The 12012-nt window shown below is 63.8% G+C and carries 13 protein-coding genes and 2 tRNA genes; 9 read left to right on the top strand and 6 right to left on the bottom strand.

Going from position 1 to position 12012, the window contains the following annotated elements:
• The first annotated feature begins 124 nt into the window (after positions 1–124).
• Positions 125–673, top strand: a complete 549-nt coding sequence (locus BM171_RS13445; protein WP_093013317.1) for a tyrosine-type recombinase/integrase — start codon at positions 125–127, stop codon at positions 671–673.
• Between the two features lie 55 nt (positions 674–728).
• Here BM171_RS13445 and BM171_RS13440 read toward each other — a convergent pair.
• Positions 729–805, bottom strand: a tRNA-Ile gene (locus BM171_RS13440).
• Between the two features lie 114 nt (positions 806–919).
• Between BM171_RS13440 and purM the strand changes: the two genes are divergently transcribed.
• The 3 genes from purM to rnd all read left to right on the top strand — a co-directional run bounded on the left by purM (position 920) and on the right by rnd (position 3784).
• Positions 920–1966: a phosphoribosylformylglycinamidine cyclo-ligase gene (gene purM / locus BM171_RS13435; RefSeq protein WP_093013314.1), complete on the top strand. Its 1047-nt coding sequence runs from the start codon at positions 920–922 to the stop codon at positions 1964–1966.
• The gene (purN, locus tag BM171_RS13430; protein WP_093013311.1) at positions 1963–2550 is read left to right on the top strand and encodes a phosphoribosylglycinamide formyltransferase; all 588 of its coding nucleotides are present in this window, start codon (positions 1963–1965) and stop codon (positions 2548–2550) included. The genes purM and purN overlap by 4 nt, the downstream gene beginning before the upstream one ends.
• A 67-nt stretch (positions 2551–2617) precedes the next feature.
• Positions 2618–3784: a ribonuclease D gene (gene rnd, locus BM171_RS13425; RefSeq protein ID WP_093013308.1), complete on the top strand. Its 1167-nt coding sequence runs from the start codon at positions 2618–2620 to the stop codon at positions 3782–3784.
• Here rnd and BM171_RS13420 read toward each other — a convergent pair.
• A complete protein-coding gene (locus BM171_RS13420) occupies positions 3771–4271 on the bottom strand; it encodes a hypothetical protein (protein WP_093013305.1) in 501 nt (166 codons plus the stop codon). The genes rnd and BM171_RS13420 overlap by 14 nt on opposite strands.
• Positions 4272–4411: 140 nt before the next feature.
• Between BM171_RS13420 and BM171_RS13415 the strand changes: the two genes are divergently transcribed.
• Complete coding sequence (locus BM171_RS13415) at positions 4412–4822, top strand: SufE family protein (RefSeq protein WP_093013302.1); 411 nt, start codon at positions 4412–4414, stop codon at positions 4820–4822.
• Positions 4823–4825: 3 nt separating this feature from the next.
• On the opposite strand, the gene trpE is transcribed toward BM171_RS13415, so the two are convergent.
• The 4 genes from trpE to fabI form a co-directional block, all read right to left on the bottom strand.
• Positions 4826–6340, bottom strand: a complete 1515-nt coding sequence (trpE, locus tag BM171_RS13410; RefSeq protein WP_093013299.1) for an anthranilate synthase component I — start codon at positions 6338–6340, stop codon at positions 4826–4828.
• A 7-nt stretch (positions 6341–6347) separates the two neighbouring features.
• Positions 6348–8195 carry a peptidylprolyl isomerase gene (locus BM171_RS13405; protein ID WP_093013296.1) on the bottom strand — a complete coding sequence of 616 codons (1848 nt, stop codon included), beginning with the start codon at positions 8193–8195 and terminating at the stop codon, positions 6348–6350.
• A gap of 80 nt (positions 8196–8275) precedes the next feature.
• Positions 8276–8779: a xanthine phosphoribosyltransferase gene (gpt, locus tag BM171_RS13400; protein ID WP_093013292.1), complete on the bottom strand. Its 504-nt coding sequence runs from the start codon at positions 8777–8779 to the stop codon at positions 8276–8278.
• Between the two features lie 37 nt (positions 8780–8816).
• Positions 8817–9623 (bottom strand): enoyl-ACP reductase FabI, encoded by an 807-nt coding sequence (gene fabI, locus BM171_RS13395; protein ID WP_093013289.1) that lies wholly within the window; start codon positions 9621–9623, stop codon positions 8817–8819.
• Positions 9624–9748: 125 nt separating this feature from the next.
• Here fabI and pdxH point away from each other — a divergent pair, with 125 nt between their 5' ends.
• The 4 genes from pdxH to BM171_RS13375 all read left to right on the top strand — a co-directional run bounded on the left by pdxH (position 9749) and on the right by BM171_RS13375 (position 11567).
• Entirely contained in the window at positions 9749–10354 is a 606-nt protein-coding gene (gene pdxH, locus BM171_RS13390; RefSeq protein ID WP_093013339.1) for a pyridoxamine 5'-phosphate oxidase, read from the top strand.
• A 115-nt stretch (positions 10355–10469) separates the two neighbouring features.
• Positions 10470–10994: a cold-shock protein gene (locus BM171_RS13385; protein WP_093013286.1), complete on the top strand. Its 525-nt coding sequence runs from the start codon at positions 10470–10472 to the stop codon at positions 10992–10994.
• Positions 10970–11446 carry a DUF192 domain-containing protein gene (locus BM171_RS13380; RefSeq protein ID WP_425438946.1) on the top strand — a complete coding sequence of 159 codons (477 nt, stop codon included), beginning with the start codon at positions 10970–10972 and terminating at the stop codon, positions 11444–11446. Before BM171_RS13385 ends, BM171_RS13380 begins: the two co-directional genes overlap by 25 nt.
• Before the next feature lie 44 nt (positions 11447–11490).
• Positions 11491–11567 (top strand) — tRNA-Pro (locus tag BM171_RS13375).
• Positions 11568–12012 lie beyond the last annotated feature (445 nt).

Here is a 12012-nt window from a genome sequence, read left to right as displayed (position 1 = left end):
CCGAGACCTTCGCCCCGGCTGCATACTCCTGCAGAATCCCCACGATCTGCTCTTCGGTAAAGCGTGATTTGCGCATCGTCCGTTCTCCTCGTCACGTTGAACGTTACAAGAACAAACTCTCCCAATGAATGGCCCAGTTTTGTGGGGGCAGGTCACGGGCACCATGGCGCGGCTATGGTTCCTGCTCTCGCTCAACGTTTTGCCCCGAATAGGCGACGTTTACCGTCTCGGCTCGAGGCACATGGTTATGTCCTCGACCGGGGCAGAGGCATTGTCTTTTTTGCCTTCGAAGAAGGGTTCGGCGCACGTTGTTGTTCCCGTGCTCGCACAGCTTTTAGAAGAACTGGAACTCCATCCTGAGCGGGAAGTCTTCATGGCCACTGAAACAGGTGCGCCGTTCGCTTCGCCGGAAGCGATGCGCAACAAGATTCAAGCATGGACAGCAGAGGCGGGGCTGCCGAAGGGACGCACTCAGCACGGTATTCGAAAAGGAGCAGCCGAGTTGCTCGCTGGGGCGGGAGCGACGCAGTACGAGATCATGTCGTTGATGTCTCACACTCAGGCGCAGACGTCGGAAGTTTACACGCGCCAGACCGATAGGCGTACGTTAGCGGCGCGCGCAATCGCCCGACTTTCTGCCATTGATCTCGCAAATGTGGACCACGCCGCATAGTGCGTGGTCCAATTTCTAAGAAAAATGTAGTAAAAACAACAGTGTTTTTTGCAGCTGGTAGGCCCGGCAGGACTTGAACCCGCAACCAAAGCGTTATGAGCGCTCTGCTCTAACCAATTGAGCTACAGGCCCCCAGCAAGGTCTCGCTTAGCAGACGCGCCGCGCCGGTCAAGCGGATCGTTGCAGGGGCCGGGGTGATCGGCTATCGCCTGCGGCAAGAGCGCGAAGCGAGAGGCAAGGCGGGACATGAGCCAAGGCAAGAACAGCATCACCTATGCCGATGCGGGTGTCGATATCGACGCGGGCAACGCACTCGTCGAGCGGATCAAGCCAGCAGCCAAGCGCACGGATCGGCCCGGCACGATGGCAGGGCTCGGCGGCTTCGGCGCGCTCTTCGACCTGAAGGCTGCCGGTTACGAGGATCCGGTTCTCGTCGCGGCGACGGATGGGGTCGGCACCAAGCTGCGGATCGCGATCGACACGGGCTTTTATGGTGGTGTCGGGATCGACCTGGTGGCGATGTGCGTGAACGACCTGGTGTGCCAGGGCGCGGAGCCATTGTTCTTCCTTGATTATTTCGCCACCGGCAAGCTCGAGCTCGATGCCGCGGCAGAAGTGATCGAAGGCATCGCGGAGGGCTGCGAAGCGGCCAATACCGCGCTCATCGGCGGCGAGACGGCAGAGATGCCGGGCATGTATCCGCCGGGCGATTTCGACCTTGCGGGCTTCGCCGTCGGCGCGATGGAGCGGGGCGGGGCTTTGCCTGACGGCGTCGGCGCGGGCGACGTCCTTCTCGGGTTGGCCTCGAATGGCGTGCATTCCAACGGCTACAGCCTTGTGCGCCGGATCGTCGAGATGTCGGGCCTCGGCTGGTCAGACGCCTGTCCGTGGGGCGAGGGGACGCTCGGTGCACAGCTACTGGCGCCGACGCGGCTTTACGTGACACCCGCGCTTCAGGCGATCCGCGCGGGCGGCGTGCACGCGCTGGCCCATATCACCGGGGGCGGTCTCACCGAGAACCTGCCGCGCGTTTTGCCCGAGACACTCGGCGCGGAGATCGACCTGACCGCCTGGCCGCTGCCGCCGGTCTTCGGATGGCTGCGCGAGGAGGGCGGTATGGATGCCGCCGAGATGCTCAAGACGTTCAATTGCGGGATCGGCATGGTCCTCGTTGTCGATGCGGCCGCGGCCGAAGCATTGACCGCGATGCTGGAGAGCGCAGGTGAACGCGTCCATCAGATCGGCCGGGTCAGCGAGGGGCAGGGCATCCGCTACAGCGGCACGCTTGCCTGATGCGCGTTGCGATCCTGATCTCGGGCGGCGGATCGAACATGGTCGCGCTCGCGCGCAGCATGACCGGCGATCACCCTGCGCGGGCCGTTCTGGTTCTGTCGAACACTGACGGTGCCGGTGGGCTTGCCCGCGCCGAAGACATGGGGATCGAGACCGCCGTGGTCGATCACCGTCCCTACAAAGGCGACCGCGCCGCCTTCGAGGACGCGCTGCACAACAGGATCGTGGCATCTGCGCCGGATCTCATCTGCCTGGCCGGTTTCATGCGGGTTTTGACCGAGGGCTTCGTCTCACGCTGGCAGGGCCGCATGCTGAACATCCACCCCTCGCTTCTGCCGAAATATCGCGGGCTCCACACGCACGCTCGCGCCATCGAAGCCGGCGAGAGCGAGCATGGATGCACGGTCCATGAGGTAACGCCCGCGCTCGATGACGGGCCGATCCTTGGGCAGGCGCGGGTGCCGGTCCTGCCGGGCGATACGCCGGACACATTGGCCGCCCGCGTGCTTGAGCAGGAGCACCGCCTTTACCCGGCCGTGCTTCGGCGCGTCGCGTCGGGCGACAAGACGCGGATCGACCTCTGAGCATGCCTCATTGCGCCCGCGCACGGTTCGGTTAGGGTCGCGTCACGGACTCGTCAGAAAGGTCAGAATGAAAACGATCACCCGGACCGAAGATCTCGCGGCATTCTGCGCGCGGGCGCATGAGGCTCCCTATGTCACCGTCGATACGGAATTTCTGCGGGAGCGCACCTTCTATTCCAAGCTCTGCCTCGTGCAACTCGCCCTGCCCGGCGAGGGAGACGAGGACGCGGTTCTGGTCGACCCGCTCGAGGGGGATCTGTCGCTCGAGCCGCTGGTCGAGCTGTTCCGCGACACCTCGGTCGTGAAGGTCTTTCACGCTGCGCGCCAGGATCTCGAGATCTTCTATGTGGATTACGGCGTGATTCCCGAGCCGCTGTTCGACACGCAGGTCGCGGCAATGGTCTGCGGCTTCGGTGAGCAGGTGGGCTACGAGACGCTGGTCAAACGGATCGCGCGGGCAAATCTCGACAAGTCCTCGCGGTTTACCGACTGGTCGCGTCGTCCGCTGACAGATGCCCAGAAGACCTATGCGCTCGCCGATGTCACGCATCTGCGGAAGATCTACGAGTTTCTCGAGAAGAAGCTGCGAGATACCGGGCGGCACCGCTGGGTCGAGGAAGAGCTCGCGCAGCTCGCCGATCCGGAGACCTATATCTCGCGGCCCGAGGATGCGTGGAAGCGCGTCAAGACGCGCAACACCTCGCCCCGTTTCCTGGGCATCGTGCGGGAACTCGCACGCTTCCGCGAAGCCTATGCCCAGGAAAAGAACGTGCCGCGCAGCCGGGTCTTCAAGGACGATGCGCTGGTGGAACTGGCATCGACCAAGCCCAAGAGCCACGCCGATCTCGGCCGGTCGCGGCTTCTCTTGCGCGAGGGGCGCAAGGGCGACGTGGCCGACGGCATTCTTGCGGCCGTGGCCGCTGGCGAGGCGCTCGACAAGGACGAGCTGCCCCGCGTCGAAGATCCGCGCGATAAAGGCCAGGTGAACCCGGCGCTGGCCGATCTCTTGCGCGTCCTGCTCAAGGCGCGAACCGAAAGCTCAGGCGTCGCGGCCAAGCTCGTCGCCCCCTCGGCGGATCTCGACGCGATCGCGAGCGGTGCCCGCGACGTCGCGGCGCTTTCGGGATGGCGGCGCGAGGTCTTCGGTGAGGATGCCTTGCGCCTTTGCGACGGGCGCATTGCCCTGGCCGCGAAAGGCAACAAGATCGACGTGATCGAGCTTAACGGCGAGTGACGAGCGCGTTCTCTGCGCCGCGCACCTCGATCTGGCTGATCGTGGAGAGTTCCTGATCCGTCAGGAATGTCGCCACGGTCACGCGGCGCGCGTCGGCCCCGGTATTGGGCGCGCTGCGGAAGAGCCGCACATCGAGAGAGTAGACGAGCCGCCCGCCGGTGCTTTCAAGCTCTACAGGTGTCAGCCGCGCCTCGTAGCGTCCCGGCACGCGGGCAAGGCCGGTTGCCTTGATAATGCCGCCGCCGGGGCGCCGCTCGATCACGAGGCTTTCGACCTGGCGAATGGGCTGGCCGCGATAGACCTCTTCGTCGTTGGAACGCAGGATCGAGACGCGGCGCGCGGGGATCAGGGGGTTGGCTGCGGTGCTTTCGCTGACGGGCACGGATCGGGACTGGCCGAACCACGTGAACGGATTGAGGCGGCTGCCACAGGCCGAAAGCGTGAGGCCCGCGACGAGGCAGATGAGCACCGGAGTTCTGAAACGCATGATCGGTCCCTCGATCCCTTTCCTTCGTGGACTAGCCTATCGGCGCGCCGGTGAAAAGCCGGAAGGCGGGGCTGGACGAGACCTGCGGCTGAGCATAGGTCTCCGGTGCAACAAGGGAATTCAAAGAGATCGGGGCGCGCATGGCACAACAGGCCTTCGAAAACGTGGTCGAGGATTTCGAGTTCCTCGAGGATTGGGAAGATCGCTACCGCTTGGTGATCGAGATGGGCCGCGACATGGACCCGCTCGACGATGCGCTGAAAGTACCCGCCACCAAGGTCGACGGCTGCGCGAGCCAGGTCTGGCTGCACAGCCGGATCGAGGATGGGTCGTTTCATTTCGAGGGCGACAGCGACGCGATGATCGTACGCGGTCTGATCGCAGTGCTGCACCGTCTCTATAACGGGCTGCCGGTCACCGAGGTGCCGGGTGTCGACGCAAAGGCGGAACTCGGGCGTCTGGGCCTCAACGATCACCTTTCGGCACAGCGCTCGAATGGATTGCGGGCAATGATCGAACGCATCAGAACCGAGGCGGCCGCGGCGTCCTGATTCCTAGCGGTTGCCGTCGCCGGTGAACCGCGCGGCATCGGCCGCGGCCCGGCGGATCGCGTTCGATTTGTGCACGGTTTCCTGGTATTCGGCCTCTGGGTCGCTGTCATATACGACGCCGCCACCCGCCTGGATGTAGAGCTTCTGATCCTTGATGACCGCCGTGCGGAGCGCGATACACATGTCCATGTCGCCGCCCGCGGAGAAATATCCCACACCGCCGCCGTAAACGCCGCGTTTTTCGGGCTCGAGCTCGTCGATAATCTCCATCGCGCGCACCTTGGGCGCGCCCGAGACCGTGCCCGCCGGCAGACCGGCAAGCAGTGCCGAAAGCGCGTCATGCTGCGGATCAAGCTCGCCCACGACGTTCGAGACGATATGCATGACGTGGCTGTAGCGCTCGATCACGAATTGCTCGGTCGGCCGGACCGTGCCGATCTTGGAGACGCGGCCTGTGTCGTTGCGCCCGAGATCGAGCAGCATGAGATGCTCTGCGAGCTCCTTCTGATCGGCCAGAAGATCCGCCTCCAGCGCCTGGTCCTCTGCTGGCGTCGCTCCGCGAGGGCGCGTGCCGGCGATGGGACGAATCGTAACCTCGCGGCCGAAGACCCGCACCAGGATCTCCGGGCTGGCGCCGATGACCTGGAAGCCGCCGAAGTTGAAATAGAACATGAAGGGCGAGGGGTTCGTGCGCCGGAGCGATCGATAGAGGGCAAAGGGCGGCAGCGGGAAGTCCTGCGTCCAGCGCTGCGACGGTACGACCTGGAAGATGTCGCCCGCGCGGATGTATTCCTTGGCCCGCTCCACCGCGGCCTTGTAGCCGTCATGGGTGAAGTTCGAGACCGGCTCTCCGAGATCCGCCGCATCACCCAGATCGCGCGCATCGCGGGGCAGGGCGCGTTCAAGATCGCGCACCGCGTCCATCACCCGCTCGGCGGCCTGTGCATAGGCCGCGCGCGCCGACTGGCCCGAAGAGACCCAGGCAGGCGAGACGATGATCACGTCGCCTTTCACGCCGTCGAGCACGGCGATGACGGAAGGGCGGATCAGCGTCGCGTCCGGCAGGCCGACCGGATCGGGGTTCACGTCGGGCAGGTTTTCGACGAGCCGGATCATGTCGTAGCCCAGATAGCCGAATAGGCCCGCGGAGGATTGCGGCAGGCCGTCCGGCAGGTCGATCCGGCTCTCCTCGAGCACGCTCCTGAGGGCGGTCAGCGGGTCGTCCTGCATCGGCTCGAACGCATCCGCATCGAACCGCGCCTGCCGGTTGATCTCGGATTGGCTGCCGTTGCAGCGCCAGACGAGGTCGGGCTTCATACCGATGATCGAGTAACGACCGCGCACTTCGCCGCCCGTCACCGATTCCAGCATGAAGGCATCGCGCGCGGCGCCCGTGAGCTTCAGCATCAGCGAGACGGGCGTGTCGAGATCGGCGGCGAGCCGGGCATAGACGACCTGGTTCCGGCCCTCGGAATAGGCGGCCTCGAAACTCTCGAAGGCGGGCGTAAGCTCTGCCATCTTGGCTCTACTGAAGCTGCGAATTGACCGCGTTCAGCGTCTCGCTGTTCACGGTCACGCCGGCGCGCGACTGGATGTCGGCGGCCAGTGCGCGGAAGAGGTCTTCGGACAGCGCGCCCTCGGCTTGCTGGCGCAGTCGCTGCCGGAGCTGCTCGGCGTCATCGCCTGCCATATCGGCCGGGATCACGTTGTCTGCCCGCAGGATGGCGACGCGGCCCGGCTCGGAGGCTGTGGTTGCCGCGCCTTCGGCGACGTCGAAAGCCTCGGCGATCGCACCGCGCGGCAGAACATCCCGGCTTGCCGTGCGCTGAACACCTTCGAGCGTGGCGGGTGAGAGGCCACGTTCCTCGAAACTCGCCCCGCTCGAGATCGCCTCTGCATGGGCATTGGCCTGTTCCTGCAGCGCCTCGGTCACCTCTTGCTGTTCCCAGCCGGTCTCCACGGCGTTTCGGACCTCTTCGAAGGGGATGGGGGCGGGCTCGTCAATGCCGTCGACGCGCAGCGCGAAGACACCGCCGTCGCCCAGCTCCAGGATCTCGGGATAATCGCCGGGCTCCGCCGTGCGGGCGATCTCGTTGAAGGCAGGATAGGCGGCGATGTCTTCATCCGACGATCCGGTCCAGGAAATCTCGCCGAGCTCCATGTCGGTCGAGCTTGTCAGATCTTCAAGCGTCGCACCGCCCGCCAATTCGTTGTCATAGCTTTCGGCCTGCGCCTCGATCGTGCGCCGCGCCCGATCAAGAACGAGCGTGTCGCGCAGCATCGGCACGGCTTCCTCGAAGGGCGTTTCGACCGCGGCCAGTTCCGCGTTCACGCGGTAGAGCGCGGGGCCGAGATTCGAAGGAGCGGGGCCGATGACATTCCCCGTCTCGGCATCGAACACGGCATCCGCAGCGCCGCCAAGATCCGAACGGGTCACTTCGCCCATATCCGTATCGGCGAGCCGCAAGCCGCGCTCTTCGACAAGGGTCTCGAAATCCGCCTCGCCAGCGGCGACGCGATCCGCGGCTGCCTGCGCTGCCTCTTCGGTAGGGTAAACCAGCCGCTCGACCAGTCGGCGCTCGGGCATGTTGAAGCGGTCGGACTGCTCCTCATATGCTTCGCGCAGGCTTTCCTCGGGCACCTCGACGCTGTCGAGGAGCATCTCGGGCGTAACCCAAGCATAGGTGATGCGCTTGGTCTCCGGGCGCGTATAATCCGCGATGTTCTCGTCGTAGAAGGCGCGCAATTCCTCTTCGGTCGGCTCGGTGATGCCGGTCTCGAGGTCGGAGGCGCTGAGCACCGCGTAGGTCAGATCGCGCCGCTCTCCGGCGAAGGAAATGATCGTGTCCGCATAAGTGTCCGGCATGTTGAGGCCGGCGAAGACGCCCGCCTGCAAAACGGTGCGCGCGATCTCGTTCCGCAGGTCCTCTTCGAACTCGCCTTCCGAAAGGCCGATATTGTCGAGCGCGAAACTGTAGGCCTGCCGGTCGAAATTGCCGTCCGGGCCCTGGAAGCTCGAGACCTGCGACAATTCGTTCGCGACGAGATCGTCGTTGACCGAGATCCCGACGCGGTCCGCTTCCCAGTCGAGGGCCCGCGCGATGACCAACTGCGAAAGCACCTGCGTGTCGAGCCCCGCCTGGCGCGCCTCGGCGAAGCTCACCGCTTCGCCGCGTTCGGCCTGAAGCGCGCGCAACTCTTGCTGAACGGCACGGGAATAGGCGTTCACGGTGACGTCCTTGTCGCCGACGGAGGCGACCGTGCGGGCGGTGCCCGACAGGTTGGTCGCACCGAACCCGGCAAGGCCGATCAGCAACAGGCCCATCAGGATCCACAGAAACACTTTAGACAGGCGGCCGGCCTTGAGTGCCATCGGGCCCTCCGGTTGGTCGTTTCAACAGATGTCGCGGATGTCTAGGCGAGGGGCCGCGGCCCCGCAAGGGGCGCAGGGCGTCAGTCGTCCGTGCCGTGATAGGGTTTGACGTATTGCAGCGCCATATCCCACGGAAAGAAGATCCAGGTGTCCTGGCTGACCTCGGTGATGAAGGTGTCGACCATCGGTCGGCCCTTCGGCTTGGCGTAGACGGTTGCCACATGCGCCTTCGGCATCGCGGCGCGCACCACTTCGAGCGTGCGGCCGGTATCGACCAGATCATCTACGATCAGGACGCCGGTGCCGTCGCCGACCACATCCGCGTCCGGATGCTTGATGATCACGGGCTCTGCCTGCGTCTGGTGGTTGTAGCTTTTCACGCTGATCGTATCGACGGTGCGGATGTCGAGCTCGCGGCTCACGATCATCGCGGGTGCCATTCCGCCGCGAGTGATCGCCACGACCGCGCGCCAGCCACCTTCCGGGCCGTGGCCCTGCAGACGCCAGGCGAGGGCCCGCGCGTCGCGATGCAGCTGGTCCCAGCTGACGTGGAAGCCTTTTTCGTGCGGCAGGCGGTCGCTCATGGCGTGTCTCCTAGATGTGAGGGGCAGGCGGGCGCGCTCAGGTCTTGTCGATATCGGGCGCGTCCTCGGCCTTCATGCCGACGATGTGATAGCCCGCATCGACGTGGTGCGTCTCGCCGGTCACGCCGCTTCCGAGATCGGACAGAAGATACAGGGCGGAATTGCCGACATCCTGGATGGTCACGTTCCGGCGCAGAGGCGAATTCAGCTCGTTCCACTTCATGATGTAGCGGAAGTCCCCGATTCCCGACGCGGCGAGCGTCCGGATCGGGCCGGCCGAGAGCGCGTTGACGCGGATGCCATCCTTGCCGAGATCCTCGGCGAGGTAGCGCACGGAGGCTTCCAGCGCGGCCTTCGCGACCCCCATCACATTGTAATGGGGCATGATCCGCTCGGCGCCGTAATAGGTGAGCGTCACGGCAGAGCCGCCGTTTTTCATCATCTTTTCCGCACGCTGCATGACTGAGGTGAAGGAATATACCGAGATGTCCATCGTCATGGCAAAGTTGGTGCGCGTGGTGTCGAGGTAGCGGCCGCGCAGCTGGGTCTTGTCGGAATAACCGATCGCGTGAACGATGAAATCGAGCTGGTCCCACTTCTCGGCAAGACCGGTGAAGAGCGCGTCGATCGATTCCTCGTCACCGACGTCGCAGGGCAGAACGATGTCCGAGCCGAGGCTTTCGGCCAGAGGTCCGACCCGCTTCAGCAGCGCGTCGCCCTGGTAGGAAAAGGCAAGCTCCGCGCCGGCATCGGCACAGGCCTTGGCAATGCCCCAGGCGATGGATTTGTCATTGGCGAGCCCCATGATGAGGCCGCGTTTTCCTGCCATCAGTCCGTTTGACATTACCCGTCTCCAACCCGACATCTGTTTCGCTGTCCTTTAGGTGAAGGGGCAGGCGCCATCAAGAGCGGCGCGCTCCGCGAACCCTTTCGCGTGGCGTGTTCGCTTCAGAGCCGGGAGAATTCATGATGACCGAGCGGACCGGGATATTCGCAGGCGAGGATCCTTTCGAGATCGCGCGCAACTGGCTTGCCGAAGCGAGCGAGACCGAGATCAACGATCCCAACGCGATCGCGTTGTCCACCGTGGATGCGGACGGGATGCCGAATGCGCGGATGGTCCTTCTGAAGGAAATCGAGGCATCGGCCTTCGTCTTCTATACGAATTACGAAAGTCAGAAGGGCCGCGAGATCGAGGCTCAAGGCAAGGCCGCGTTCGTCATGCACTGGAAATCGCTGCGCCGGCAGATCCGCGTGCGCGGCGTGACCGAGCGCGAGGACGGCCCGCAAGCGGATGCCTATTTCGAGTCGCGCTCTCTCAAGAGCCGGCTTGGCGCCTGGGCCTCGGAGCAGTCCCGGCCTCTTTCCAGCCGCGCGGCTCTGATGGCGCAGGTCGCGAAGGTGACGACCCGTTTCGGCAACAATCCGCCGCGTCCGCCGCATTGGGGCGGTTTCAGGATACAGCCCTTGGAGATCGAATTTTGGGCGGACGGCGCATTCCGTCTTCACGATCGCTTTGTATGGCAACGAAAAACTCTTGATGCGTCTTGGGATGTTACCCGCCTGTCACCTTGAGGCATGCGCAATTCACGTTACGTGAAAGATTGTGGTGAGATAGAAGTTCGATTAGCGGGGGCATTATATCGGTAGTGAGGGGCGCTGCAGCGCCCGCGTCATATAGAGAGACAGAATGTCGACGGAAGAGACGGATCGAAGGGTCCGAGGCAAGGTCAAGTGGTTTGATCCCGGTAAAGGGTTCGGCTTTGTCGTGGTTGAATGTGAAGAGCGCGACATCCTCCTTCATGCAAACGTGCTGCGGAATTACGGTCAAAGCTCGGTCGCCGATGGCGCGACGGTCGATATTTCGATCCAGAAGACGCCGCGCGGGTATCAGGCCGTGACGGTCCACGCGATCGAGCCTCCCAAGGATACCTCTGCCGTGCCCCTTGCCGATATCGAAGAGATGGATCCCGAGGTTTTGCATGCCGCAGAACTTGAGCCCGGGCGTGTGAAGTGGTTCGATAAGAACAAGGGCTTCGGGTTCGCGAACGTGTTCGGCCGTGCAGAGGATGTGTTCATCCACATCGAAGTGCTGCGCCGCTCCGGTCTGGCCGATCTGCAGCCTGGTGAAGCAATCGGTCTGCGGGTTGTCGACGGCAAGCGCGGACGCATGGCAGCGGAGATCGTCGCGTGGGAAAGTGCCGTTTCGTCCTGAGTCTTGTCGCCGCGTCGATGCTGGCGGGCACGGCTTTCGCGCAGGAATGCAGAGAAGACAGGATCTCTCTTCGGGGCGAGTTCGGCTCCGCCAGTTTCCGGATCGATGTCGCCGATGATGCCCAGGAACGCGCCCAGGGTCTGATGAATGTCGCCGAGATGGATCGCTTCGAGGGCATGCTCTTCGTCTACGAGCGCCCGCAGCAGGTCGCGTTCTGGATGCGGAACACGCTTATCCCGCTCGACATGATCTTTGCCGATGCCCAAGGCGTCGTCCGCAAGGTGCACAGCAACGCGATCCCCCATGACGAGACGCCGATTCCAGGGGCGCCGGACACGAAATACGTGCTCGAGATCAACGGCGGTCTCGCCGAGACGCTCGGCATTGCGCCCGGTACCGAGATGCGGCATCCCGCCATCGCCGAGGCGGCCTGGGCCTGTCGCGGCGCATAATCGGTCTTTTCAAATCTCGTGCCTGCCGCTAAGGCGGCACGTGTCGGGGCGTAGCGCAGCCTGGTAGCGCGTCTGTTTTGGGTACAGAAGGTCGTGAGTTCGAATCTCGCCGCCCCGACCATTCCTCAAATCTCCTGGCATTTTGACGTCGTGCCCGTTTCGCTTGGCTTGCCATCGGCGATTGTGGCTTTGGCGCACATATGCGCCGTGCTCGGTTGCATGCCTCAGTTTCCACCAGATGTGGTGGATAAACTCGGGATAACGCATGTCCGCCTTGTAATTCTTGCGCTTGGTATTGTGGATGAATCGCGAAGGGCGGCCACAGGATGTGGTGGTTCGCTCTGGTCAACACAAAATATAGCGCCATCTTGGTGAAAAAGTCGTTGACGGAATCGGCCTCCCGCATGAGTGTAGCTTTCACCGGAACGCGACCCACAATATTTAGTGGTCGGGCCGAGAGGGACACAGTCTTACATCCAAGCGGGACACAGTTTCGCAGAGCGCGCGGCACAGGCAGCGCGACCGGATGACGTGTCTCTCCGCGCCCGCGCGAGCCGGACGAGACA

The organism is Roseivivax halotolerans, from assembly GCF_900115815.1.
Classification (GTDB): domain Bacteria; phylum Pseudomonadota; class Alphaproteobacteria; order Rhodobacterales; family Rhodobacteraceae; genus Roseivivax; species Roseivivax halotolerans.
The sequence above is the reverse complement of the archived record's forward strand: the minus strand, read 5'-3'. Positions and strand labels throughout refer to the sequence as shown.

Excerpts from the sequence above, each read along its gene's own strand:
- BM171_RS13445 (WP_093013317.1), top strand. The coding sequence starts at position 125 with ATGAATGGCCCAGTTTTGTGGGGGCAGGTCACGGGCACCATGGCGCGG.
- purM (WP_093013314.1), top strand. The coding sequence starts at position 920 with ATGAGCCAAGGCAAGAACAGCATCACCTATGCCGATGCGGGTGTCGAT.
- rnd (WP_093013308.1), top strand. The coding sequence starts at position 2,618 with ATGAAAACGATCACCCGGACCGAAGATCTCGCGGCATTCTGCGCGCGG.
- BM171_RS13420 (WP_093013305.1), bottom strand. The coding sequence starts at position 4,271 with ATGCGTTTCAGAACTCCGGTGCTCATCTGCCTCGTCGCGGGCCTCACG.
- BM171_RS13415 (WP_093013302.1), top strand. The coding sequence starts at position 4,412 with ATGGCACAACAGGCCTTCGAAAACGTGGTCGAGGATTTCGAGTTCCTC.
- trpE (WP_093013299.1), bottom strand. The coding sequence starts at position 6,340 with ATGGCAGAGCTTACGCCCGCCTTCGAGAGTTTCGAGGCCGCCTATTCC.
- BM171_RS13405 (WP_093013296.1), bottom strand. The coding sequence starts at position 8,195 with ATGGCACTCAAGGCCGGCCGCCTGTCTAAAGTGTTTCTGTGGATCCTG.
- gpt (WP_093013292.1), bottom strand. The coding sequence starts at position 8,779 with ATGAGCGACCGCCTGCCGCACGAAAAAGGCTTCCACGTCAGCTGGGAC.
- fabI (WP_093013289.1), bottom strand. The coding sequence starts at position 9,623 with ATGTCAAACGGACTGATGGCAGGAAAACGCGGCCTCATCATGGGGCTC.
- pdxH (WP_093013339.1), top strand. The coding sequence starts at position 9,749 with ATGACCGAGCGGACCGGGATATTCGCAGGCGAGGATCCTTTCGAGATC.
- BM171_RS13385 (WP_093013286.1), top strand. The coding sequence starts at position 10,470 with ATGTCGACGGAAGAGACGGATCGAAGGGTCCGAGGCAAGGTCAAGTGG.